This window comes from Streptomyces sp. NPDC088762, assembly GCF_044750905.1.
Classification (GTDB): domain Bacteria; phylum Actinomycetota; class Actinomycetes; order Streptomycetales; family Streptomycetaceae; genus Streptomyces.
Genome location: NZ_JBIVKT010000006.1, coordinates 272,299 through 294,595, shown reverse-complemented (window position 1 = coordinate 294,595; position 22,297 = coordinate 272,299). Strand labels below are relative to the sequence as shown.

At 69.3% G+C, this 22,297-nt stretch carries 24 protein-coding genes and 1 pseudogene; 6 read left to right on the top strand and 19 right to left on the bottom strand.

Translation table 11 applies throughout. The features are described from left to right. Positions 1–189: 189 nt before the first annotated feature. Positions 190–366 (bottom strand): hypothetical protein, encoded by a 177-nt coding sequence (locus ACIP5M_RS17575; protein ID WP_401197822.1) that lies wholly within the window; start codon positions 364–366, stop codon positions 190–192. A 528-nt stretch (positions 367–894) separates the two neighbouring features. Between ACIP5M_RS17575 and ACIP5M_RS17570 the strand changes: the two genes are divergently transcribed. Then, positions 895–1,332, top strand: a complete 438-nt coding sequence (locus ACIP5M_RS17570) for an ATP-binding protein (protein ID WP_401197819.1) — start codon at positions 895–897, stop codon at positions 1,330–1,332. A gap of 361 nt (positions 1,333–1,693) precedes the next feature. Next, the gene (locus ACIP5M_RS17565) at positions 1,694–2,869 is read left to right on the top strand and encodes a PP2C family protein-serine/threonine phosphatase (RefSeq protein WP_401197817.1); all 1,176 of its coding nucleotides are present in this window, start codon (positions 1,694–1,696) and stop codon (positions 2,867–2,869) included. Positions 2,870–2,936: 67 nt separating this feature from the next. Here ACIP5M_RS17565 and ACIP5M_RS17560 read toward each other — a convergent pair whose 3' ends face one another. The 5 genes from ACIP5M_RS17560 to ACIP5M_RS17540 form a co-directional block, all read right to left on the bottom strand. After that, positions 2,937–3,440 carry a MarR family transcriptional regulator gene (locus ACIP5M_RS17560; RefSeq protein WP_401197815.1) on the bottom strand — a complete coding sequence of 168 codons (504 nt, stop codon included), beginning with the start codon at positions 3,438–3,440 and terminating at the stop codon, positions 2,937–2,939. Between the two features lie 99 nt (positions 3,441–3,539). Next, positions 3,540–4,805: a PP2C family protein-serine/threonine phosphatase gene (locus tag ACIP5M_RS17555; protein ID WP_401197814.1), complete on the bottom strand. Its 1,266-nt coding sequence runs from the start codon at positions 4,803–4,805 to the stop codon at positions 3,540–3,542. Next, complete coding sequence (locus ACIP5M_RS17550; RefSeq protein WP_401197812.1) at positions 4,802–5,821, bottom strand: SpoIIE family protein phosphatase; 1,020 nt, start codon at positions 5,819–5,821, stop codon at positions 4,802–4,804. Before ACIP5M_RS17550 ends, ACIP5M_RS17555 begins: the two co-directional genes overlap by 4 nt. Then, positions 5,821–6,312: an anti-sigma regulatory factor gene (locus ACIP5M_RS17545; RefSeq protein ID WP_401197810.1), complete on the bottom strand. Its 492-nt coding sequence runs from the start codon at positions 6,310–6,312 to the stop codon at positions 5,821–5,823. The genes ACIP5M_RS17550 and ACIP5M_RS17545 overlap by 1 nt, the downstream gene beginning before the upstream one ends. 141 nt (positions 6,313–6,453) lie before the next feature. After that, the gene (locus ACIP5M_RS17540) at positions 6,454–7,335 is read right to left on the bottom strand and encodes an STAS domain-containing protein (protein ID WP_401197807.1); all 882 of its coding nucleotides are present in this window, start codon (positions 7,333–7,335) and stop codon (positions 6,454–6,456) included. Positions 7,336–7,757: 422 nt separating this feature from the next. Between ACIP5M_RS17540 and ACIP5M_RS17535 the strand changes: the two genes are divergently transcribed. After that, the gene (locus ACIP5M_RS17535) at positions 7,758–8,930 is read left to right on the top strand and encodes a PP2C family protein-serine/threonine phosphatase (RefSeq protein ID WP_401197804.1); all 1,173 of its coding nucleotides are present in this window, start codon (positions 7,758–7,760) and stop codon (positions 8,928–8,930) included. A gap of 271 nt (positions 8,931–9,201) precedes the next feature. Then, entirely contained in the window at positions 9,202–9,699 is a 498-nt protein-coding gene (locus tag ACIP5M_RS17530; RefSeq protein WP_401197802.1) for a MarR family winged helix-turn-helix transcriptional regulator, read from the top strand. Positions 9,700–9,738: 39 nt separating this feature from the next. Here ACIP5M_RS17530 and ACIP5M_RS17525 read toward each other — a convergent pair whose 3' ends face one another. The 9 genes from ACIP5M_RS17525 to ACIP5M_RS17485 form a co-directional block, all read right to left on the bottom strand. Then, positions 9,739–10,926, bottom strand: coding sequence for a PP2C family protein-serine/threonine phosphatase (locus tag ACIP5M_RS17525; protein ID WP_401197799.1), 1,188 nt, complete (start codon positions 10,924–10,926; stop codon positions 9,739–9,741). 171 nt (positions 10,927–11,097) lie between these two features. Beyond that, positions 11,098–11,559, bottom strand: coding sequence for a MarR family winged helix-turn-helix transcriptional regulator (locus ACIP5M_RS17520; protein ID WP_401197796.1), 462 nt, complete (start codon positions 11,557–11,559; stop codon positions 11,098–11,100). A 111-nt stretch (positions 11,560–11,670) separates the two neighbouring features. Next, on the bottom strand, positions 11,671–12,915 hold the full coding sequence (locus ACIP5M_RS17515) for a PP2C family protein-serine/threonine phosphatase (protein ID WP_401197793.1): 1,245 nt from the start codon (positions 12,913–12,915) through the stop codon (positions 11,671–11,673). Between the two features lie 133 nt (positions 12,916–13,048). Continuing rightward, complete coding sequence (locus tag ACIP5M_RS17510) at positions 13,049–13,519, bottom strand: anti-sigma regulatory factor (RefSeq protein ID WP_401197790.1); 471 nt, start codon at positions 13,517–13,519, stop codon at positions 13,049–13,051. Beyond that, positions 13,503–13,910, bottom strand: a complete 408-nt coding sequence (locus tag ACIP5M_RS17505) for an STAS domain-containing protein (RefSeq protein ID WP_401197788.1) — start codon at positions 13,908–13,910, stop codon at positions 13,503–13,505. The genes ACIP5M_RS17510 and ACIP5M_RS17505 overlap by 17 nt, the downstream gene beginning before the upstream one ends. After that, positions 13,907–14,794, bottom strand: a complete 888-nt coding sequence (locus ACIP5M_RS17500) for an STAS domain-containing protein (protein ID WP_401197786.1) — start codon at positions 14,792–14,794, stop codon at positions 13,907–13,909. Before ACIP5M_RS17500 ends, ACIP5M_RS17505 begins: the two co-directional genes overlap by 4 nt. 362 nt (positions 14,795–15,156) lie before the next feature. Continuing rightward, a complete protein-coding gene (locus ACIP5M_RS17495; RefSeq protein ID WP_401197783.1) occupies positions 15,157–15,582 on the bottom strand; it encodes a DUF6003 family protein in 426 nt (141 codons plus the stop codon). Positions 15,583–15,860: 278 nt separating this feature from the next. After that, positions 15,861–16,223: an STAS domain-containing protein gene (locus tag ACIP5M_RS17490; protein WP_401197781.1), complete on the bottom strand. Its 363-nt coding sequence runs from the start codon at positions 16,221–16,223 to the stop codon at positions 15,861–15,863. A 413-nt stretch (positions 16,224–16,636) separates the two neighbouring features. Next, on the bottom strand, positions 16,637–17,599 hold the full coding sequence (locus ACIP5M_RS17485; RefSeq protein WP_401197780.1) for a helix-turn-helix domain-containing protein: 963 nt from the start codon (positions 17,597–17,599) through the stop codon (positions 16,637–16,639). Between the two features lie 233 nt (positions 17,600–17,832). Between ACIP5M_RS17485 and ACIP5M_RS17480 the strand changes: the two genes are divergently transcribed. Both ACIP5M_RS17480 and ACIP5M_RS17475 read left to right on the top strand, forming a co-directional pair. Further along, positions 17,833–18,393 (top strand): quercetin 2,3-dioxygenase, encoded by a 561-nt coding sequence (locus tag ACIP5M_RS17480; protein WP_401197778.1) that lies wholly within the window; start codon positions 17,833–17,835, stop codon positions 18,391–18,393. 257 nt (positions 18,394–18,650) lie between these two features. After that, a complete protein-coding gene (locus ACIP5M_RS17475; protein WP_356891372.1) occupies positions 18,651–19,082 on the top strand; it encodes a VOC family protein in 432 nt (143 codons plus the stop codon). A 5-nt stretch (positions 19,083–19,087) separates the two neighbouring features. Here ACIP5M_RS17475 and ACIP5M_RS17470 read toward each other — a convergent pair. From ACIP5M_RS17470 to ACIP5M_RS17455, 4 genes and pseudogenes are all read right to left on the bottom strand, one after another. After that, positions 19,088–19,231 (bottom strand): annotated as a pseudogene (locus tag ACIP5M_RS17470) (IS5/IS1182 family transposase); the annotation flags it as partial. A gap of 387 nt (positions 19,232–19,618) precedes the next feature. Beyond that, positions 19,619–20,617, bottom strand: coding sequence for an L-threonylcarbamoyladenylate synthase (locus ACIP5M_RS17465; RefSeq protein ID WP_401197776.1), 999 nt, complete (start codon positions 20,615–20,617; stop codon positions 19,619–19,621). A 339-nt stretch (positions 20,618–20,956) separates the two neighbouring features. Then, entirely contained in the window at positions 20,957–21,199 is a 243-nt protein-coding gene (locus tag ACIP5M_RS17460) for a hypothetical protein (protein ID WP_401197773.1), read from the bottom strand. Further along, positions 21,196–22,068 (bottom strand): oxaloacetate decarboxylase, encoded by an 873-nt coding sequence (locus tag ACIP5M_RS17455; protein ID WP_401197771.1) that lies wholly within the window; start codon positions 22,066–22,068, stop codon positions 21,196–21,198. Before ACIP5M_RS17455 ends, ACIP5M_RS17460 begins: the two co-directional genes overlap by 4 nt. Positions 22,069–22,297 lie beyond the last annotated feature (229 nt).

The following is a 22,297-nucleotide window of genomic DNA, read 5'->3' as shown; positions in this document are numbered from 1 at the left end:
GGCGTGGGCAGCGGCTGTTCGGCGTCAGGCCGCGCGAACCGCGTCGGCGTCGGGTGGTCGGACGGCCCGGACCTGAACTCGCGCTCGTCGAAGCGGCCCTTGGGCTGTCCGTCTATCGCAGTCCGGAAACGGGAGAACTCCCCCTCCCCGCGAGGGGGATGGGGAGTGAGCCCGCCACAACGCAGGTCGCTACGGGGTGTGGTAACGGCCCGCGCGGTGCTGCCGGGGGACGGTGTTCAGCCTGTGCGTGCCGGAACGTCCGCGGCCGGGGAAGGGGTTGCGCCGCGAGGGGGCCGAAGGGGCCGCGACCAACAGGATGATGAGGGCGACGACCGCGACGAGGATGAGACCGGTAACGAGGGTCATGTTCCTGCCTTTCGTCGGGTGCTGAGTGTCTGTCACTACATTCTGTAACCAAAAATCTTGCCGTTAAACACGACGGGTGAGTGCAACCGGCAACACTGGCCAAGGAAGGAGCCCTGGCGAAGCCTCCAGGAGGCGAGGGGAGTGGTCAGGGTGGTGGGCCTGGTGGGCACGCCGAGGTGGGTGAACTCCCAGGCGGAACGCGTCGTCAAAGGCCCGGTAGTCGCTCCGGAGTAGGGGCCATGCCGTGCTCTTCGCTTGTACTTGTTCAACGACCAATTCGTACTCTTGTTGCACGCGGCGGGGCTGGAGACAGTCTTTGGCGCCGCCTGCGGTTTGCTGGACTGATAAGTCCTCAAAGGTCGGCCATTCCCTTTCCGGAGCCTTCAATCCTCTGGCTTGGATGCTCCAGGTTCCATGAACTCACAGGTAGACGATCACTCGACCCCCGTGTTAAGTACGTGTAATTTCGGGCAACTGCTTCGAAGTAGTAGCCACCGCAAACGGACGAGCAGAGACGGGGTGAGCCGCATGAACCACGAGGAGACAAACACGTCAGTTGTGACGGCAACGAAAGTCGTCTGCCTCTCGGTGCGCCGGCCGGCAGCTGTCGCGGAGGCCCGCAGGCGGGCATGCGCGTTCCTGCAACGTCTGGAGCCGGCTGTGGAACCGGATGTGGGCGACACGGTCGTGCTGGTGGTCTCCGAACTGGTCACCAATGCGCTGCGCCATGCAGGCGGCATGTGTTTTCTGGAACTGGCCGCCGCCGAGCATCACATCGACGTCTTCGTGCGCGACGCCAGCCCTCTCTTCCCGCTCATGCGCACCCCTGACTTGAACGGCGGTGCGGGCGGGTTCGGTTGGCCTATGGTGCGCCGTTTGGCGAGCCACGTCACAGTGACGCATGAAGAGCATGGGGGAAAGACCATCCGTGCCCGCCTGCATCGCCATGGCGACCCCCAGGCGTAAGCCCGGCGCAGGGGCGTAGCGGCGTGGATCTTATTGCGCGGCGGAAGGTGCGCATTCCCACTCTGTCTGCGGCTGCCGGCCGGCCGGGGCCGGGCGCAGGGCCCCGGTCTGCTGGGTGTGCCGTGAGCTGGCGTCATGCCCCTCCGGCAGCGGATCGTCGGCCGATCTTCAGGGTCGGAGCAGGTAGCATTCATAGTTGTCGCATGACAACTATTGGCGTGCCTGCCTGCCCTCCCAGCAGCTGTGATACGCGCTCGGCATGGTGGTGGTGCGGACACCTCGGGCGCGAACGGCTCTGCGCGCGCCGACGCGCGGCGACAGGTCCGATTTCCCCTTACGTCTCGAAGGAATGGCCCTCACCATGACGAACTTCCTGGCCGTGGAGCGCGCGGTACGCGCGGCAGCCCCCGATGACCTTCTGCGGACGCTCCGAGACGCGCTCGTCGAGCACTTCGAGGCGATGGAGGTGGAGCTGCTCATGGCGGATTACAGCCTGACGTGCCTCCAACCTGTGACTTTCCTGCCCCACACCGGGGAGCCGCTGCCGGTACAGAGCAGCCCCGAAGGGAGGGCGTTCGCCAGTCAGGAGCCCTACCGCCAGTACGCGGCCCAGAACGGGGCTGTGGACATGCATCTGCCGGTCACGGTACGGGGCGACCGGCTGGGAATCTTGACGGTGCGCCTTCCCGAGCATAGATGCACGTCCGAAGCCGTCGCCGAACTGAGGGAGCTGGCAGAGCTGCTGGGGCACGAGATCATCGTGGCCGAACGGGACACCGATCTCTACCTTCAGGCGCGCCGGGCCTCCAGGCTCACCCTGGCGGCGGAGATGCAGTGGCAGATGCTGCCCGCTCGCTCCTGTGCGCGGCCGGAGTATGCGATCGGCGCCCAACTGGAGCCTGCTTACGACATCCACGGCGACAATTTCGACTGGTCCACCACCGGGGAGACCCTCACCTTGACCGTCACCAACGGCATGGGGAAAGGGATCGAGGCCTCGCTGCTCACCAATCTCGCCATCAACGCCCTGCGCAACGGGCGTCGGGCGGGCATTGGCATCGCCGATCAGGCCGCTCTGGCAGACCAGGCCATCTATGCCCGTTACCGCGGCGCGGAATACGTCTCCACGCTCCTGCTGTCTTTTGAACTGGCCACGGGGCGCGGGCGCGTGGTGGATGCCGGTTCTCCGCAGCTGTGGCGGTTGCGGGACAAATCGGTGGAGCGCGTCGAGTTCGAGGCCCAGTTTCCCCTGGGCATGTTCGAGGAGACTCCTTATGTGACGCAGGAGTTTGATGCGCTGCCAGGTGACCGGCTGGTCTTTGTCAGCGATGGTGTGTATGCGGCCGCTTCCGCCGGCGGGGAGGCGTACAGCGAGCGGGCGCTGGCGCGGGCCATCCAGGCCACCCGTCTGCTGCCGGCCGCTGCGGTGCCGCGCGGCATCCTGCAGGAACTGGCCGTGCACCGCGACGCGGACGCGGAGGACGACGCCTTGGTGCTGTGCATGGACTGGTTCGGCCGGGCAGCCGCGTCCGGCTGAACGGGACGAGGTGTGGGGGAACCTCCGCAAGGATGTGGTTTGCCCCGGTCAACTGAACTCGTGTCGGTCAGGCGATGTCGCAGACGCCTTTCGCGGCGGGAGCTTCGTCGTTGACCCCGACGTGGCCGAGGGCGGCACGGTGGAAGGCGCTCATGCCCTCGAAGAGGGCTCGCTGCTGTGCGGGCGACATCCGGGCAAGGACCGCTTGGAGCTCGCTCGCCCGGGCAGCGCGTACGGAGGCGAGGACGGCCCGCCCTCCTCGGCTCAGCCGTACCTCCAGTTCCCGCCGGTTGGTCGTGGCGCGGGAGCGCTGGATGAGGCCGGCGGCTTCCAGCCGGTCACAGAGCCGGCTGATGGAAGGGGGCGTCGAGCCGAGCGCTTCGCCCAGGTCGCGCAGGTTCACGCCCTCGCGCTCGTCGATCACGGTGAGCGCGCGCAGCTGGGACGGCGGCACGGCGGTCAGGGCCTCCTGACCGCGGCCCCAAAGCAGGTCCAGCATCTCCAGGAGAGCGGATGCCTCGAGAGCCACCTGTTCAGGGTAAAGGGATGGCAGCGGGAAGGCGTGCGGCATCGCACCAATCTAGTCACCCCTGCGAGGGTTTGCCAGCCCGCTCACGTGCGCCCACGCGCCCGCAGCGGGTGTGCCACCCGGCCGTGAACGCAGTCCGGGTCACCTGTTCGGCTGTCTCATTCTGAAGGCCAGGGCCAGGGTGTCGTCGGCGTGGTACACGACGGTGTGCATGTCAGCGGCGATCGCGCTGGGGATGTCGGCCACCGGGAGGTGGGAGTGGGCGCGCACGGCTTGGATCAGCCTGCGCTCACCTTCGAGCATGTCCCTGCGGCTCTCCGTGAGCCCGTCGGTGTACAGGAGCAGGAGGTCTCCCGGCGCGATGTGGACGGTCAGTACGGCGTCACTGCCCGGAGAGGGGAAGCCGATGCCCCTGCCTTTCACCTCCAGGTACTGCGTGGTGCCGTCGGTCCGCAGGAGGAGGGCGGGTGGATGGCTGCCGTTGGCCAATTGCAGTTCTCCGGTGGCCGGGTTGAGCCGGCCCAGGAGCACGGTGGCCATCAGGTCCGCGTCGATGGGCCTCAGGAGGTCGTGCGTGCGCGCGAGGAGCGACTGCAATGAGTGACCCTCGAGTGCCAGCGCCCGCACGGCGTGGGTGACGGTGATGGCGCTGCGGGTGCTGGTGACACCGTGGCCCAGGGCGTCGACGACGGTGACGTGGACGGTCCCGTCGGGCAGCGCGAACCAGTCGTACAGGTCTCCGCCGGTGGGGGCGGCCGGGTCGGCGGGTGCGTAGTGGACGGCGAGTTCGAGTCCCTCGATCTGCGGTGGTGGGGGGCGCAGCGCGTCTTCGAGTTCGCGCAACACCCGGCCGTGGGCGCTGCGCAGCTGCTCCTCCTGTTCTTCGAGTTGTACGTAGAGGGCCAGGACGCCTGCATTGGTCTCGGCCAGTTCGTGCTTGAGGAGCCGGTGGTCGGCTGCGAGCGAGTCGGCGAGCGCGAGTGCGGCGCGCAACTCTTCGTCGGCCTCGGTCCAGGGGGCGGGCGACATTCCCTGACGAGGGGCGGGCAGCCGGCCGGGGTTGCGGTTGTCGGGTCGGCGGCCGGGGGTGTGGGTCAGGGCGGTCCGCCAGGTGACGGAGTTCGCCGTGGTGGCGGGGGCAGGCAGTGCCAGGCCGTCACAGGCGAGGGCCGTGACTGCCTGCGGGGCGATCAGTGTGACGACCAGCTGGGCGTCGGCCTGTCCGCTACCGCTGTCGTAGGCGGCGGTGAGCTCGACGTGATGTCCGGCCTCGAACTCCGCTGTGGCCAGCTCCGTGACGGACAGGACCAGGCGGCCGCGCACGTCGGCGGGCAGCCGGTACGAACGGGCAAGCGCGCGTACGGCCTGGCGCAGGACCGTCACATCGTGGAAGGTCTCACCGTTCATGAGCGTGCGGCGCGGGGCTGGGCCGCGACCACGGTCGCGTCGTCACGGGTGCGGTGGTAGCCGTGTACGAGAGCGGTCGCGAGCAGGGAAGCCGGCAGGCGCAGGAAATGGGCGGGTGGGGTGTGAGCCCAGCGAAGGTCGATGCCGTCGCTGTGGAGTACGACAGTGGTCGCGGCGGTGAGAGGGATGCCGTGCGTACGGGGCGCCGGCATCCGCCAGCCGACCGTACCGGGCTGGCCGGTCAGCCGGTGGTGGACCTCGTTCGGGCTGAGGGCCACGGCTCGGACGTTTCCGATGCCGCAGTACTCGGCCTCACCGGCGTTCAGCCGCAGAAGCCCGACGGCGGCGCCGCGGGTGTGACGCAGGGTTCGGTGCATGGCGGTCATGATCTCCGTGAGGGGGCGTTCGGCGGTGGCGCGGAAAGTTCGGACGGCCGCCTGCGCGGCCTCGGCCGCCTCGGGGCCGTGTCCGAGGCCGTCCACCACGGCAGCGGTGCGCAGATCCGCGGCGTCGGTGATCGCGGCCGCGTCCCCGCACTGCTCTTCGTTCGCCGCGGGCAGGCTGAGGATCCCCACGGCCTCGCGGGCCGCCTCGCGTTCGTCGGGAAGGGTGAGCCGGGCGCAGATCAGGGTTCCGCTGTCGGTCCGCGTGCTGATGGCGAGGTCGGTGGCGATGCGGCGTACGGCGCCGAGGCCCGCGCCGAGCGTGCCTTTGGTGGTGTAGCCGTCGGTGAGGCAGCGCTCGAGTTCGGGCATGCCCGGCCCGCGGTCCGCGGCCATGATCTCCAGGCCGCCGCCCAGCGGCAGCGGCTGGAGGTAGAGGCTGCCGTCAATGGCGTGCTTGTCGAGGTTTCCTGCGAGCTCGGAGGCGAGAACGGCCGCCTGATCCGGCATGGCACCGGGCAGGCCGCATTGTCGTGCGAGGGACCGGGCGGCTTCGGCGGCGTCGTGCACGGCGCTGTGGTGGTCGATGCGGACGTGGCGGGTCGCCGGCGGGAAAGAAAAAGAAGGGGTCATCAGTGCGTCCACCTCGTTGTGATCACTGTCGTGCCCTGGCCGGACAAGGAGTGCACGTGGAACTCGTCCATGAGTCGACACGCCCCGCCCAGTCCGTGGCCGAGACCCGCGCCCGTGCTGTATCCGTCCATCAGAGCGGCCTCGAGGTCGGGGATGCCGGGCCCGTTGTCCCTGATCGTCAGCCGAAGCCCCGACCTGCCCGGAGCATGCGTGTGCTCGATGAGCAGGTTCCCTCCTCCGCCATGGATGTAGGCGTTTCTCGCCAGTTCGCTGGCGGCGGTGACCACACGGGTCTGGTCGACGATCCCGAATCCCGTCTGCACGGCGGCGGATCGCACCGTATGGCGGACCGTCAACAGGTCGTCCTCCGTGGTTACCGAGAGACGGACGGACTGTCCGGCCTCGTCGGAACCGGTTGCTCTGTAGGTGCTGGTGGTGCCAGTGGTGTCGGTAGTGCTCGTCTTGCCGCTGTTGTCAGCGAGAGGTTTCATGTGGTGCCCCTTCCGGGGGCTGCGGGTTGTGGTGCCATCCCAGGGCCGCCAGGCCCTGCTCCGTGCCCCACGCGGGTTCGACACCGGTCAGCTCGGGAAGACCGCGGCGGTCTTGTCCCGGTACGGCATGGGTGTGCCGCCTCATCGGAAGTCCTGATCCGACCGGGGGAGCGCTCCGGAACGACCGGTGATCCTCATCGCTTCGGCCAGCGCGTCCGCCAGTGTGGCTCTGGTGAGGATGTCGAGGAGGTCGATGCCCGACTGTGCGACGGTCTGTGCGATGGCCGGCCGAATCCCACTGGCGATGCAGTCGGCCCCCATGAGGCGCACTGCCCTGACCGTCTGCATCAGGTGCTGGGCCACCGCGGTGTCGACGGTGGGCACTCCTGTGATGTCGATGATCGCCACCAGCGCGTCATCGTCTTGTATGGCCTGGAGGAGGTTCTCCATCACCACCTGGGTGCGGGCGGTGTCGAGGGTGCCGATCAGGGGAACGCCCAGCACCCGCTGCCACAGCCGTACGACAGGGGTCGAGACCTCCCACAGCTGTCTGCTCTGGCGCCGGATGATCTCCTCCCTGCCCTCGACGTAAGTGGCGAACGACAGCGCGCCCGCGGCGTCCAGTAGCTGGTTCAACAGCAGTGCCGCGGAGAGGAGGTGTCCGGCGTCGTCGATCGACTCCCCGACGACCTCCAAGAGCACGGTCTTGAGGGCGAGGACGGACAACGAGGTGGCGGTGGGCGAGGCGCCGGTCCTCGCCCGGCGCAGGGACAGGTCCCTGACGGCACTGCGCATCCCTGGGTGCGAGCTCGCCGCCTGCTCGAGCGGCAGAGTGCTGTCCAAGGCAGCCAGAAGTGCTGTGACCAGGGCATCTGCCTCATCGCGGAGCCCGCGCTCGATGATGGCGCCGCCTGGAGCGGCTCGCTCCCGCTCCAGCAGGACCCACCGGTCGGCGATGTCCTCGGCACGCCCTTCCAGCGAGCTGGTCACGCGTTGCCGGACATCAGCCGGGCTGCTGATCACGAGGCACCTTTCGGGCTGGTGGTGAGGCGGCGACGTAACGCCAAAACTTGCCGCAGGGGAATTGTTGTCGTGAGGCAAATATAGGCACGGCGGTGCGCCGCAGGGAAGCGCACACCGCTCGCCTCCCCCCTTCCAGGCCTTGAGGTGGAAGCCGCACGGGAGATCAGGGCGCGGACGACCTGGTGTGCCCGGCCGGTGAAAACCTGCTGGGGAGGCGCTTTCCCCCGCGTGGGGGAGGTAGAGTTAATAGTTGTCGCATGGCAAGTTTTTAGGCATCTGAGTACCGCCTGTTGTCCTCTCCAGGCTTCGGTCGGCTCGGCGTCGCTCTGATCGCCGGGTCCCCTCGATGCGACGCTGCCCTTGAGGCGTCACTGCGGCCCCGTCCAACCGGTCCGTTTTTCCATTAAGGGATGGCCTACGTCATGACAAACCTGCCGGCCGTGGAGCGCGCGCTGCGTACCGCGGCGCCCCACGACCTCCTGCGCAGACTTCGTGAGGCGCTGGTGGAGCACTTCGGCGCGCTGGCGGTCGAACTGCTGATGGCCGACTACGGCCTCACCGTCCTGCAGCCGGTGACGTCCCTGCCGCACACCGCGGAGCCGCTCCCGGTGCAGTCCAGCGCGGAGGGCCGGGCCTTCGGCAGCCAGGAACCGTACGGCCAGTACGCCGCTCAGGACGACGCCGTGGACCTGCACCTGCCCGTCACCGTCCGTGGGGACCGCCTCGGTATCCTCACCGTGCGCCTGGCCGAGGCCGACTGCACCCCGGACACCGTGGAAGAGCTGCGGGAGGTCGCGGAGCTGCTCGGCCACGAGATCGTCGTGGCCGAACGCGATACGGACCTCTACCTCCAGGCACGGCGCGCCAGCCGGCTCACCCTCGCCGCGGAGATGCAGTGGCAGCTGCTCCCCGCACGCTCCTGCTCCCACCCTGAATACGCGATCGGGGCGCAGCTGGAGCCCGCGTACGACATCCACGGCGACAACTTCGACTGGTCCTCCACGGCGGAGAACCTCACGCTCACCGTCACCAATGGGATGGGGGAGGGGATCCAGGCCTCGCTCCTGACGAATCTGGCGGTCAACGCCCTGCGCAACGCCCGTCGAGCCGGGATCGGGATCGCCGACCAGGCGGCGCTGGCCGACCAGGCCATCTACGGCCGCTACCGCGGAGCGGAGTACGTCTCGACTCTTCTGATTTCGCTCGACGTGGCAACCGGCAACGGTCAGGTGGTCGACGCGGGCTCGCCCCAGTTGTGGCGCTACCGGGACCGGACGGTCGAACGCGTCGAGTTCGAGGCGCAGTTCCCGCTGGGAATGTTCGAGGAGACCCCGTACGTCGCGCAGGACTTTCAGGCGCGCCCGGGCGACCGGCTGGTCTTCGTCAGCGATGGCGTGTACGCGGCTGCTTCCGCGGCAGGTGAGGCGTACAGCGAGCGGGCGCTCGCGCGGGCCGTCCACGCCACCAGCCTCCTGCCGGCCGCCGCCGTCCCGAGCGGAATCCTGCGGGAACTGGCCGCCTACCGCGATGCGGATGCGGAAGACGACGCCCTCGTGATGTGCATGGACTGGTTCGGCCGGCAGGAGCCGCACTGAACTTCCGGCGTCTCCCGCAGGGGCGGCGGCTCATGAGACCGGCCTTCCGGGGACCCCTTCGGGCCGGCGATCCGGATCACGGCAGCACCCCGCCGGGCGACTGCGGTGACCGAGTGATGGTGCGCTGCAGCGTGGTGTCGTCGGCATACAACGGGATGTGGTGGCCCCGGCCGGGCATACTCTCGTCAGAGAGGGCAGACGCGGGAGATCCCGCGTAGAGGCGGTGGCGGTTGCCGGCGGCCTCTGGGGGCATTGCACCTGCTCATGGAGAGTGACCGCCACTATGGACCGCGCGGAATCGGCCCAGGATCCTCTGTACGAGGTGTCCCGTGAGGTCGCCGACGCCGCCGAGGCGTTGGTGGACTGCTGGACCCGCGCAGGCCAGAACGTCGCCCCCCGCCTCTCGGCCCTGCAGGTGCGGGCACTGCTGGCCGTACGGCGCTCCCCGGGAGTCAACCTCTCCCGGCTGGCCGAGATGGTCGGCGCCTCCGTTCCGGCCGCGAGCAGGCTGTGTGACCGGCTCGAAGCCGCTGGGTTACTGCGCCGCGACCGGGCCGCCACTGACCGCCGCGAGATCGGGCTCTCCCTCACCAAAGACGGCGGTGACGCTCTGCTGTTCCTGTCGGAACGGCGCGCAGAGGACCTGCACGACGTGCTGCGGAACATGCCGGACGAGGAACGGGACCTCCTCCTGGCCGGTCTGCGTGCCTTCACCCGCGCCGCACACCCTCCGGACGGTGATGCACCCGGGCGCGGCCACGGACGATGACGCCTCGCCTGCGACCCACCGGGAGGAATCATCCAGCGGCTACGGGCGACCTCGCCAGTCAAGGCACACCACGGCCGCGTCCTGCACCAGCTCGGCGCCGTGGCGGTGCTGCACCAGACCGTCGACCACCGCGCGGGCGGCCTCGTGGGGGGAAGCGGTACGGGTGGCCGCGATGGTCTCGCGCAAGGCTCGCTCGCCGAAGTCGTGGCCGTACTCCTGGGAAGACGAGCCGTGGACGCCGCTGCTGACGATGACGAGCCGGTCGCCGGGCAGGATGCGGAACGGCTCCTGCCGATAGTCGGTCTCCTCGAACATCCCCAGCGGGGCCTGGGCCTCGAACGTCACCTGTTCGACGATGTCACGGCGGAGCCGGAACAACTGGGGAGACCCGGCATCGATGCCGTGGGCCTGCCCGGTCTCCAGATCGATGCGCAACAGCAGAGTCGGCGCGTAGTGCTTGCCGCCGTACTCGGCGTAGATCGCCTGGTCGGCCAGGCAGGCCTGGTCCTCCAGTGAAATGCCCGCGCGGCGGGCGTTGCGGAGCGCGTTGATGGTGAGATTGGTCAGAAGGGCCGCGTCGATACCGTGACCCTGGCCGTCGGTGACCGTGATGCTCAGCGTGTCATCGGTGGCACTCCAGTCGAAGTTGTCACCGCCGATCGCATACGCAGGCTCCAGATGGCCGCCCAGCGTGTACTCGGACACGGCGAATCCGCGTCCCGGCAGCAGCTGCCACTGCATCTCCGCAGCGAGGGTCAGCCGCCGACGGCGCCGGCCCTGGAGGTAGAGGTCGGTGTTGCGATCGGCCACCACCAGCTCGTGTCCCAGTGCTGTGGCGAACTCCGCCATCTCCAGCACCGCCGACGCTCCCTTCAGCGGCTCCGGAAGACGCACGGACAGCACTCCGAGCCGGTCACCGCGCACGGTGACCGGGAGGTGGGCGACGACCATGCCGGGCTCGTCGGTGACCTCCACGATGGGGGTGCCCACTGCGAAGGCCCGGCCGGCCGGCGCGCCGTCGCGGACAGGGACTTCCTGGCCGGTGTGGGGGAGCCGGGTAACGGGCTGCAGCAAGGTGAGACCGTAATCCGCCAGGAGCAGGGTCACAGCCTTTGCGCCCAGGTGGCGGCTCAGCAGTTCTTCCGCTGCCGACAGCAGGGCGGTGGGGGGCGCCGCCCGCAAGGCCCTTTCGGCAGCTCCCAGCCAGACACCGGAATCCTCGCTCATGCCTCTTCCCTCATCGCCCGCACACGCTGTGCACCGGCTGTCGCAAGCAGACTTCGTCTCCTGGAGTCTTCCACCCGCCGCCTGCGGCATGCCCGGGCCACATGAATGCCGCGCCGGATTCTGCGGTGCTCTGTTCAGAGCCCGGCCCGGAGAGCACAGCGCAATGCCAGGTCAGGCGATGTCGCTGGCGCCGGCCTGGGATGTTTCGGGAGCGTCCGGTGTTCCCTCGACGGCAGCACCTCGGAAGGCGGCCATACCCTCCATGAGGGCCCGCTGCTGCGCCGGGAGCATTTGGGTGAGGACCGCTTCGAGTTGCTTCGCCCGTGCCTCGCGCACGGAGGTGAGGACGTCGCGGCCGCTGCGGCTCAGCCGTACTTCCACCTCACGGCGGCTCGCCGTGGCCCGCGAGCGGTGGACGAGACCGGCCGCCTCCAGCCGGTCGCAGAGTCGGCTCACCGAGGGGGGCGTCGAGCCGAGCGCCTCACCCAAGTCACGCAAATTGACGCCGTCCCGCGCACCGATCACGATGAGCGCTCGCCATTGCGAAGCGGACACGGGCTGCAGTACTGCTTCCTGGGCGCGATCCCACAGGAGCTCCAGCGCTTCCAAAAGAATGGACGCCTCAAACGCCACACCCTGAGGGTAAAGGGTTGGCAATCCAGAGGCGGGCGGCATCGCACCACTGTCTCATCCGAATGGCCTTTTGTCAGCCCGGTTCCGGCGAGGCGGTGCGCGCCGCCCAGGTCACGGCGGCGTGATCCGCACGGCCAGGGCGAGCGTGTCGTCCGCGTGGAGGACGACGGAGTGCATGTCCGCGGCGATGGCGGCAGGCACCTCGCCCAGAGGGCGGTGAGCATGCTTCCGGGCAGACGTGATGAGCCTGCGCTCACCTTCGATCAGATCTTTGCGACTTTCGGTCAGGCCATCGGTGTACAGCAGGAGCAGGTCACCGGGGGCCAATCGTTCCCTGCGTACTCCCTCACTGCCGGGGGAGGGGTAACCGATGCCTCTTCCCCGTGCTTCGAGGTATCGGGCCACTCCGCTCGTCCGTACGAGAACGGGCGGTGGATGGCTGCCGTTGACCACCTGAAGCTCCCCCGTGACGACATCCAGCCGGACCAGGAGCACCGTCGCCATCACATCGGAATCGAAGGACATGAGGATGTCGTGGCTGCGGGTCAGGATGGAGTTCAGGGAATGTCCCTCCAGCGCCAGAGTGCGTACCGCGTGGGTCACGGTGATCGCAGTCCGGGTGCTGCGCACCCCGTGGCCCAGCGCGTCGACGACGGTGATGTGGAGCGTCCCGTCCGGCAGGGTGAACCAGTCATACAGGTCGCCGCCTGTCGGGGCGCCCGGATCGGCCGGTGCGTAGTGCACGGCCAGCTCCACGCCCTCGACCTGCAGTGGCGCCGGGCGCAGTGCGTCCTCCAGCTCCCGCAGCACCCGTCCGTGGGCCTGACGGGCCTCTTCCTCCCGCTCTTCCAGCTGCACGTACAGGGCCAGGACGCCGGCGTCGGTCTCCGCCAGTTCGTGCTTGAGCCGTCGGCGTTCGGCCGCGAGCCCGTCAGCCAGGGCGAGGGCGGCACGCAGCTCCTCATCGGCTGCTCTCGCCTGATCAGGCAGCGAGCCGGGCCCGGGCTTGTCAGGCCCCTGTGGTCCGCCGGGAAACGGTGTGGCCGAGACCGGCCGTGTGATGTTCCAGGTCACCGAGTTGCCGGACGTGGCCGGCGCCGCCAGCGCAAGCCCGTCGACCTGCAAGGGACGCCCTGCCCGGGGAGCGGTCAGCGTTACGGCCACGTGGGCGGCCGTCCCGGACACGTCGCGGATGGTGGTCAGCGTGACGGGATGCCCGGCCTCGAACTCTCCGGCCGCCACGTCGGTGACGGACAGCACCAGACGTCCCCGCAGGTCGGCGGGCAGCCGGTAGACCATGGCCAGGCTGCGCACCTCTTCGCGCAGCTGCGCCAGATCCCAGAACAGCCTGCTCATGATCGTGTGGTCCGAGCTGCTGCTGCCGCCGCTGCCGCCGCTGCCACCGCCCCGTCGGCGCCGTCCGGAGCACGCCCCCTGCCGGCCAGGACCCCCCTGAGGGTCCTGGTGACCGGAACGCGCCCACCGGATGTCACTGCCGCCACCGCGTGGTGATGATCGTCGTGCCGACGCCCGGCTCCGTGCGCACCTCGAACTCGTCCATCAGGCGGCGCGCTCCGCCCAGCCCGTGGCCCAGGCCCACCCCGGTGCTGTAGCCGTCGGTCAGGGCGGCCGTCAGATCGGGGATGCCCGGTCCGCGGTCGCTGATCGTCAGGCGCAGCCCGGTGCGTCCCTCTGCCCGCGCGGAGTCGACCACCAGGCTCCCGCCGCCGCCGTGGACGTAGGCGTTGCGCGCGAGTTCGCTGGCGGCGGTGATCACCCGGGTCTGGTCGATGATGGAGAAGCCGGCCGCCACCGCGGCGGACCGGACGGCGTGCCGGACCGTGAGCAGGTCGTCCTCCGTGGCCAGCGGGATGCGAACGGGTTCGTCGTCGCAGACGGCCGGCTGCGCCGCGTCCGGAAGGTCGTCCCTGGTCCGCTTGCCCTCAGCCAGCGGTGTCATCTGGTGCCCCTTCCCGGGGCGGCGGGGTGCGGGTCCAGCCCAGCGCGGCCATGCCCTGTTCGGCGTGTAGCGCCGTTTCGACGCCGGTCAGTTCCAGTCCCAGCTCCACGAGGGTGATGGCCACCGGGGGGCGCATCCCCGCGACGATCACCCGGGCGCCCAGCAAGCGGGCCATGCTCGTGACTTCCATCAGGTTGCGTGCCACGAACGAGTCGATGATCTCCAGGCGGGAGATGTCGATGAGGACGCCCCGTGCCCGATCGGCGGAGATCCGCTCGGTGAGCTCTCGCGCGAAGGCGACGGCCGACTTGTCGTCCAGCTCATTGAGCAGTCCGGTGATCAGGACATCACCCAGGCGCAGGATCGGCACGGCCGACGAGTGCGCCGTCATCGGACGACCGGGGCTCGCGGCGCCGGCGCGGAACCGCCGGTGATCTTCATGGCTTCCGACAGGGCCTCGGCGAGCGTGGCCCGGGTGAGGATCTCGGAGAGGTCGATGCCCAGTTGCGCGATGGTCTGCGCGATGGTGGGACGGATCCCGCTGATGACGCAGTCCGCACCCATCAGGCGCACCGCTCGTACGGTCTGCATCAGGTGCTGGGCCACCGCGGTGTCGACGGTCGGGACCCCGGTGATGTCGATGATCGCGACCTGTGCGTCCTCGTCCTGGATGGCCTGGAGCAGGTTCTCCATCACCACCTGGGTGCGCGCGGTGTCCAGGGTGCCGATCAGCGGCACCGCGACGACTTGCCGCCACAGGCGGACGACGGGTGTCGAGACCTCCAGCAGCTGCCGGCTCTGCCGCCGGATGATGTCCTCGCGGCCTTCGACGTAGGTCGCGAAGGACAGTGCGCCGGCGGCATCCAGGAGCTGGTTGATCAGCAGCGCCGCGGCGAGCAGTTTGTGAGCGTCGTCGACGGTCTCCTGGACGACACCCAGGAGGACCTCCTTCAGCGCCAGTACGGACAGCGAGATCGCGGTCGGCGTCGCACCGGCCCGTGCCCGCCGCAGCGAGAGGTCCCGGACCGCCTCGCGCAGTTCGCGGTGCTCGGTGACGACCTGGTCGACCGGCGACGGGCCGTCCAGACCACTCACGATCGCAGAGGCCAGCGTGTCGGCCTCGTAGCGCAGGTCGCGCTCGTTGTTCGCAGGGTCCATGGGTGCGCGCTCCAGCTGGAGCAGAACCCAGCGGTCAGCTATGTCGTCGGCCCGGCCCTTCAGCGACTCCACGACGAGACGTCGGACATCGGCCGCACCGGCCGTACTGCTGACCACGCGGGTCTCCCTTCACTGGCTGTGCCCGGCGCCCGGCGTGCGCCCCAGAGTTGATGCACGGCAATAGTTGTCGTACGGCAAATATACGCACAGCTGTCCCCGCCTGGGAACTCCGACAAGCCATTGCCCCGGGGAATTGCGGCTAATCAGGCCTGATCAGGCCACTCCTCGCCCAGCCGTACATGCGGTCGGCAGGCCAGCCCTCAACGCTCAAGCGCACGCCCGGGCGCTGCCGCTCGGGGAGGGGTGGGAGCGGCACACGCGCGGTGGCGCACCGGGGCGCTGCAGCGGGGCACGAAAAACCAGGAGAGCGGCAGACGGCCCCGCTCCGGCTGCCGCAGGCCTGCTCTCGCGCTGCCCCGTCAGGCTTGAATGAGCCGGGCGATCTCTCGGACGTCGAGACCGGTGAGCAGAGCGATGCGGGGGGCGGGAATCCCCGTGGTAAGTGCCCGCTGTACCAGGGCTTCCCACCCATCGGTGGCGTTCCGGAACTCGAGGAGTTCGGCTTCCACGTCCGTAACGGCCGAGGGAGCGCACTCTTGTTGGACGCGCGCCTCTTCCACGCTGCTCAGCGGAATGGGCAAGCGCTCCGCGTCCTCGGGGATCAGTCCACCGGACCCGGCCGGTACCACCCTGACCAGTTCTGACGAGGCTGAGACGCCGTGCGCCTGCAGCCACCCCCGCACAGCGGGAGTTTCCGCACACTCCAGCGCCCCCACAGAGCCCAAAGCAGCCCCGAGGCGCGGAAGCCCGGCCGGAAGGAGAAACAGATACGCCTCATCAGCCATGGGGAAACTTGCCTTTCCTCAGTCAGGCAACAACGCAGGAGGCGCTGATGCTACAGCTGCCCTGGGGCCTCCATGGTGCCGCCGCCCGGTGCTGCGTGACGAGCCATCAGACCCATCAGGTCCCCGGTCGAGGAGCCGAGCAGACGGGCCGGGCCTCCCCGATACGGCGCCGTCCGCCCCGCGAGCACGGCCGAGTACATCGCCGACAAGCCCGGCCGGCTCGTGGACGGAGCGGACGGTGTCGCGGGACGTGGCGCTTGAACCCAGCCCACGACCGCTCAGCGACGCGTCCTCGGAAGCGTGGTCGCCAGCGCCTCGGCCATGGTCGGAGCGAAGGCGAAAGCCAGGTCAGCCCCCGTGATCTCGAGCAGACGGGCCAGCCTGTCAGGGACCTCACCCACCAGAACTACCGGCCTGTTCAGTGCGGGTTGCAGCATGATGCTCAGCGCGGTGGAATCCGCGAAAGTCACCCCCGACACGTCCAGGACAAAGCGCGCGATCCCAGGTGTCTCAGGATCCAGTGCCGCCCGTAGCTCACTTACATTCTCTATGTCGAACTCGCCCGTCATCACGACGACACGTGTCTCCCGCTCCGAGCGCATCTCCACGTGGCTGCGAGGTTCGGCGTTCTCCGGATCCATGCTTCCCTCCTGGGTCTGGCGACGCAGACAGGCCCGGTTGCCTCCTCTCCTCGGTGGAGAGACCTCGGTCATGGGCCGTCTGGGATGGACGCACGTGCATCGCCACGTCGCTTTCGGTGCAGGTTAAACCTTGTCAGATCTCCGGACCCGACAAGAGTGCGGGGCCGGCGCAGGTGTCCCGGTATCACCTGAAGACGGCTCAGGGTCAGACCGGTGGCGGTGGTGGTGAGGCATCCGATGAGAGGGGAGCGAGCTCTGATGTGCCGTAGGCCTCTGCGGAGCGCGGGGCGAGGCGTTCGCCGGCCGATGGCTGGGAGTACGCCCCCGGGGCCGACTCGACCGGCCGAGAGGCCGGCCCGCGCATCCCAGCAGCCGACTGTCGCCAGGAGCGGCCCTTCCGGCGGTGACGACCGTTATGCAGGTGACGCGTGTACGGTGCGGCCCTCGATGGTGCCCGAATCCCCGGAGGCGGGTGTGCCGGCGGCGAGGGCGCGGAAGCCGGTGGGGGTGGTACCGGTGTGCTGTCGGAAGAAGGCGCTGAAAGCGGTCGCGTGCGTGAAGCCGACGCGGTCGCCGATCGCGGCAGGGGTCAGGCCGGTGTGGACGAGGAGGCGTTTGGCTTCCAGAAGTACCCGGTCGTCGATGAAGCGTTTGGCTCCGCATCCGGCGGCCGCGCGTGTGGCGCGGGTGAGGGTACGCACGCTGTAGCCGAGGCGGGCGGCGTAGTCCTCGACGCGGCGAGTCCGGGGGAAGTCCTGCTCGACGGCCTCGCGGAAGCGACGGAACGGCTCGCCGGCCGCACCCCCCATGACTGCGGCACCGTCCAGGTGGCCGAGACGAATCAAGAGGACGGACAGCAGGTGCCGCATCGTCGCGATGTGGGCCGTCAAGGGCAGGTCGGACAGGTGGGCGTATTCGTCTTCGAGCGCGCCGAGGATGCGGCACAGTGACTCGGCCTGCCGGGCGGCGGGGGTCATGTGACCGGATCGGATGCTTCCGGCGTCGCTGGTGAGCGCGGTGGTGGTGTCGCCGAGAAAGCCGTCCGGGAAGACGACCGCGGTGCCCTCGGTGTCCTCCAACGGGGCAAGGAACTGCAGGACCTGCCCGGGCCGCACCCACAGCCAGTCCTCTGGCCCGATCGCGTGGGTACTGAAGTCGACCGAGCAGTGGATGGTGCCGACCCGGACGTGAATGAGCAGGTGGAAGACCGGGCGGCTGGGGCGGTAGGGGTCGATGCCGTGGCTGCGGGCCCGTTCGGCGAGCCGGTCAAGCGGCACGACTTCGATCCCCGGCGGGGTGCCCGGCGTCGGACGGTAGGGGACGGCCGCGATGTCCCCCGGGACTGAGCCCCGCAAATGTTGTCCGTTTTTCTTCATGACGTGTCCCGAGTGTAGGCGGTCGGGGCGGCGGCTGGACCTAGCGTGAATGCGGTCAGAGCGCGCCCGGCACGTGGTGCCAACGGAGCGGTACGGCGTTCCGCACGCGGGTGTCCGCATGCTCAGGCAGGCGCGAACCTGGCCGCTTCCCGCGCCACCACTGCGCGCGTACGAGCGCGCCCCCGGCGACTCCGCCCGCGGGCGTCCACTCCTTCCACGACCGGGAGACCGAGATGACGATCGAGTACACCACCCGCTACCGCACCCGCTCCCACATTCCCCCTGAGCCGGGCACGCCCTACTTCATCGAGAAGGGGCACGGTGACCGCGCCCACCTCTTCGGCGACCTGGTCACCGTGTATGCGGGCGGCGAGCAGACCGAGAACACCTTCAACTTCTTCACCGTCGAGGGGCCCAAGGGCGACATCATCCCGGCTCATTCCCACTCCGACACCCACGAGGTCTTCTATGTCACCGACGGCGCGGTCCGCCTGTTCGTCGAAGACCTGCAGGGCAACCAGCACGAGAAGCTGCTGACCCCGGGCGACTTCGGCTTCGTACCCAAGAACTGCCCGCACGCCTACCGCATAGAGCGCCACCACAGCCGGATCGTCGGCGTGGCCGCCGGCCCAGGCGGCACTTTCGAGCGGTTCTTCGAGAACTTCGGCGCCCCTGCCAACGCGCTCACCCTGCCCCGAGAACCCGTTGTCCCCGACCCCGGCAAGTTCCGCACCGTCCCCGAGCAATACGACGTGACCTTCCTGCCCGACCACCAGTGGCACCCCGGCAGCTGACCACCGCGCACCGCTCGCCCTCCCCCCGGGAAAACGAAACGGTCTTGGCTCCCCATGGCACCGTCGGCCTGCCGACGTTCAAGCCCACTTCGTCACCGACTCCTCCATCCGCCCGGCGGAGGCGGCCGACCACACCACACCCGACGGCGTCCCCGCCTGGCCGTCGGCTGGCGTGGAGTGACGGACCGGTACGGGTGGGGCACCGCGTCGATCCACCCGCCCGGGAAGATGAGCAGGGCCCCTGTTATCGTGCGCCGATGTCAACGATCAAACAGTTCCAAGTGACCTTCGACTGCGCGGAACCTGCGCGCCTCGCCGCCTTCTGGTGCGAGGTGCTGGGGTACGTCGTACCGACAGTCCCGGAGGGCTTTGCCACGTGGGAGGAGTACCACCACTCGCTGCCGCCTGAGGACGAGGTCTACTTCGCGTGCGCTGATCCCTCGGGTGTGGGCCCGCGCTTGCTCTTCCAGCGAGTTCCCGAAGGCAAGGTCGTCAAGAACCGGGTGCATCTTGATGTGCGGGTCGGCACAGGGCTCGTGGGTGACGAGCGCCTGGCCACACTCGAGGCCGAGTGCGCACGGCTGATGGCGCTCGGCGCGAAACACGTGCTGACGCAGCGCGCCGATGGCGTCAACGAGTCGTGCATCACGATGCAGGACATCGAGGGCAACGAGTTCTGCCTCGACTGATTCTCCTGTTTGTGCGAGCTATTGTGCTCGCGCTTCCAGGCCGGCAACTCTTCGCCCGGGGTGCGGCGGTGCGGTATGAGGAGGTCGGTGCCCGGATGGCCGCCGTCGGCCATCGTGAGGGTCCTGCCCACGGCGGCCTTCGCGCCGGCCATCGACGCGGCGGGGGTCAGGAGGCCAGTTCGTGGCGGAGCGTGCTGAACTGTCCTTTGGCGATGGTCCTCGGCCACGACTCTTGCGGTGCGGTCGCGGCCACCCGCTCCGCCGTGGAGGACGGGGTGGCCGCAACCGGGCCCGTACGTGACGTACCGGACAAACCGCTGTGGTGGGCCGTCCTACCGGCTGGTCGACGGCAGCGCCCACCTGGTCACCACCCGCGGCCTGGATGTCACCGTCGACTCCACGTGACCGGAGCTCCGCGGGCCTTGCGCAGCGACGTCACCCCGCGCATGGCCGGCGGAGCTCCGGTCAGGCTCCACCTCGTGCCGGCCTTAACCCTTACTGCGGACTGCGAGGCCTGCACGGGTGAGGAGCCGTGATCACTGACGAGAGGCGTTGCCGATGGAGGAGGGCCGGGGTCCGGCGGCGCGGCGGAGGCGATTGGCGATGGCAAGTCCCATCCCCTCCTCCACGGGCAAGGACGCGACGATGAGGTCGCACCCTTGCTGGTCGAGTTCGCGCAGGAACCCGTACAGCCCGCGCGCGTAGGCGGCCATCGAGCCGGGGACCGCAACCACGGCGTGCGCCTTCACCGGAGCGTCGGCGAAGGAGGCAGGCAGAAAGACGCCGACCTGGTGCCCCCGCTCCTGCGCGAGCTCCGCTTCGGCGACGACCTGCTCGGGCTCGACGAGGACCACCCGCGCCCGCGGCGCGTAGTGGGACGGATGCTGGCCCGGCACCCGCACGCGGCTCGCCGTAGGGACCGCAAGCGGGTACCCCAGCGCCGCCTCGAGGTCCTCGCGCGTCACACCGCCAGGCCGAAGGATGCTGGGGACCTCGCCGGTGACATCGACGATGGTTGACTCGACGCCGACCGCGCAGGGCCCGCCGTCCAGCACGAAGTCGACTCCATCGCCGAGCTCGGTACGGACGTGGTCCGCCGTGGTGGGGCTGACCGAGCCGAAGCGGTTGGCGGACGGGGCCGTCACACCGCCGCCGAAAGCCGACAGCAGCGCGAGCGCGACGGGATGGTCGGGCACGCGCACGGCCACCGTCTCCAGGCCACCCGTCGCTTCGAGGGGCACCCGGCGACCGCGCCGCAGGACCAGCGTCAGCGGACCCGGCCAGAAGCGTTCGGCCAACAGGCGCGCCGTCGCGGGCACCTCCTCGACCCAGTCGGCCAGCTGCTCCGCGCCGCCGATGTGGACGATCAGCGGGTGCGAGGGCGGGCGCCCCTTGACCTGGAAGATGCGTGCGACCGCGGCGGGATCCTCGGCGTTGGCGCCCAGGCCGTAGACGGTTTCGGTCGGGAAGGCCACCAGGCCTCCGGCGCGCAGCACACCGGCTGCCTTTTCGATGTCACTGGTTCTTGCCGTCACCCTCCCAATCCTCTCACTGATCCCGCTCCCTCTTTCCCCCTGGTCTCGCCGGCGCATGACAACGCCCGAAGGCCGACGGCGCCGCGTGAGCCCGGACGCACGAGAGCCGTCAGGTGGCGACGAAGGGCCGATCCGCTGGGGGAGCGGCGGCGGGCCAGCGCCCAGATCCTGGACGGGCTGATCGTCGCCGTGTTCCGCCACTACGAGGCCCGGGCCGCGCATCGCGGCCTCTCCTCCATGACCATGCGGCGGTGTCGATCCGGGGCCCGGCGGCCAGCCCTCGTGAAGAGGCCCGGCCGCGGTGTCGTCGTACGTCGTACGTCGTGCGTACGTGTGGTCCTAGCCGGGGTGGACGGTGCTCACGAGGGTGGTGAGCATGTCGACGGCGCTGCCGTCGTGGTCGCTGCCGGCGGTACCGCTGCCGCTTTGGACGTTGGCAGCCCGGTCGACCTCCAGGACGGAGTCGGCGTGGGAGTTGTCGATGACGGTGATCAGGCTTTCACCGGCCGAGGCGGGTGCGGCGCCGGCACCGATCAGGGTCACCGCCAGGTAGGCGGCGGCCCGCATGCGCGCGCGGTTCATGCCCGGGCGCTTTCGCGTGTGGACGGTACGCCGTGGTGGCGGGTGATGTTCTTGGCCAGGAGGCGGGTGGCCTCGGCGACCCCGATCTCTTCGCCGTTCTCGGCGGCGGGCAGCCGGCCGTCGGCTAGGCGGAGTTCGGCGAGGGCGGTGTCCATCGCCCGGTGGGCGGCGAACAGGCACGGCGTGCTGTAGATCGCGACATCGACACCAAGGTCGGTCAGTTCGCTCAGCGACAGACGAGGGGACTTGCCGCCGGCGATCTGGTTGAACAGCAGGGGCTTGCCGTCGACCACCTTCCGGATCCGCTTGATCCACTCCGAGCTACGGACCCCGTCCACCAGGACGACATCGGCATCCGTCGCGGCCAGGGCCTCGGCGCGGCGCAGAATGTCGGCCTCTTCCGTGGCGTCGGTGCGCGCGACGACGACCATGTCCTTGCGCGTGGCGAGCACCATCTCGAGCTTCTCCAGGTACTCCTCCAGCGGCAGCACCAGCTTTCCGTCCGCGTGCCCGCACCGGCGCGGTCGCTTCTGGTCCTCGAGGATGACGCCCGAGGCGCCGCTGCGCTCAAGGCATTGCACGACGTGGCAGGCCACTTCGGGGTCGACGTAGCCGTCGTCGATGTCCACCAGAAGGTGGTGGCGGGGGAAGGCGCCGCGCAGCCGCTGGACGAAGGCCACCATGTCGGGCCATGCGATGAAGCCGATGTCGGGCAGACCGTAGTAGGAGGCGGCGAAGCCGAAGCCGGAGACGAACATCCCGTCGTAGTGGCCGGCTGCGACGGACGCCGAGTACATGTCGTACACGCCGATCAGCGGCGTGGTACCGGGCTTGGCGATCTGTTCGCGCAGCAGGTTGCCATAACTCATGATCAGGCTCCTCAAGGTGCGTTACGCATCGAAGGCGGGGCGACCGCCGCGACACGGCGGCGCTTTACCTAAACCGGATCATTTCCTGACTGTTTCCGGGGAATGGTTACTGCGCTGCTGCGCTCATGCCAATGGCGTAAGAGGTTCATCACGGAAACGTCTCTGCCGACCGCATTCCCCGCCCACCTTCCCGCCCACCTCCGGACCGCCCGGCCCAGCCGGCGCCCTT

Bases quoted from the DNA above. Each gene is read 5' to 3' on its own strand.
- ACIP5M_RS17575 (WP_401197822.1), bottom strand. From the start codon at position 366: ATGACCCTCGTTACCGGTCTCATCCTCGTCGCGGTCGTCGCCCTCATC.
- ACIP5M_RS17570 (WP_401197819.1), top strand. From the start codon at position 895: ATGAACCACGAGGAGACAAACACGTCAGTTGTGACGGCAACGAAAGTC.
- ACIP5M_RS17565 (WP_401197817.1), top strand. From the start codon at position 1,694: ATGACGAACTTCCTGGCCGTGGAGCGCGCGGTACGCGCGGCAGCCCCC.
- ACIP5M_RS17560 (WP_401197815.1), bottom strand. From the start codon at position 3,440: ATGCCGCACGCCTTCCCGCTGCCATCCCTTTACCCTGAACAGGTGGCT.
- ACIP5M_RS17555 (WP_401197814.1), bottom strand. From the start codon at position 4,805: ATGAACGGTGAGACCTTCCACGATGTGACGGTCCTGCGCCAGGCCGTA.
- ACIP5M_RS17550 (WP_401197812.1), bottom strand. From the start codon at position 5,821: ATGACCCCTTCTTTTTCTTTCCCGCCGGCGACCCGCCACGTCCGCATC.
- ACIP5M_RS17545 (WP_401197810.1), bottom strand. From the start codon at position 6,312: ATGAAACCTCTCGCTGACAACAGCGGCAAGACGAGCACTACCGACACC.
- ACIP5M_RS17535 (WP_401197804.1), top strand. From the start codon at position 7,758: ATGACAAACCTGCCGGCCGTGGAGCGCGCGCTGCGTACCGCGGCGCCC.
- ACIP5M_RS17525 (WP_401197799.1), bottom strand. From the start codon at position 10,926: ATGAGCGAGGATTCCGGTGTCTGGCTGGGAGCTGCCGAAAGGGCCTTG.
- ACIP5M_RS17515 (WP_401197793.1), bottom strand. From the start codon at position 12,915: ATGAGCAGGCTGTTCTGGGATCTGGCGCAGCTGCGCGAAGAGGTGCGC.
- ACIP5M_RS17510 (WP_401197790.1), bottom strand. From the start codon at position 13,519: ATGACACCGCTGGCTGAGGGCAAGCGGACCAGGGACGACCTTCCGGAC.
- ACIP5M_RS17505 (WP_401197788.1), bottom strand. From the start codon at position 13,910: ATGACGGCGCACTCGTCGGCCGTGCCGATCCTGCGCCTGGGTGATGTC.
- ACIP5M_RS17495 (WP_401197783.1), bottom strand. From the start codon at position 15,582: ATGGCTGATGAGGCGTATCTGTTTCTCCTTCCGGCCGGGCTTCCGCGC.
- ACIP5M_RS17490 (WP_401197781.1), bottom strand. From the start codon at position 16,223: ATGGATCCGGAGAACGCCGAACCTCGCAGCCACGTGGAGATGCGCTCG.
- ACIP5M_RS17485 (WP_401197780.1), bottom strand. From the start codon at position 17,599: ATGAAGAAAAACGGACAACATTTGCGGGGCTCAGTCCCGGGGGACATC.
- ACIP5M_RS17480 (WP_401197778.1), top strand. From the start codon at position 17,833: ATGACGATCGAGTACACCACCCGCTACCGCACCCGCTCCCACATTCCC.
- ACIP5M_RS17475 (WP_356891372.1), top strand. From the start codon at position 18,651: ATGTCAACGATCAAACAGTTCCAAGTGACCTTCGACTGCGCGGAACCT.
- ACIP5M_RS17460 (WP_401197773.1), bottom strand. From the start codon at position 21,199: ATGAACCGCGCGCGCATGCGGGCCGCCGCCTACCTGGCGGTGACCCTG.
- ACIP5M_RS17455 (WP_401197771.1), bottom strand. From the start codon at position 22,068: ATGAGTTATGGCAACCTGCTGCGCGAACAGATCGCCAAGCCCGGTACC.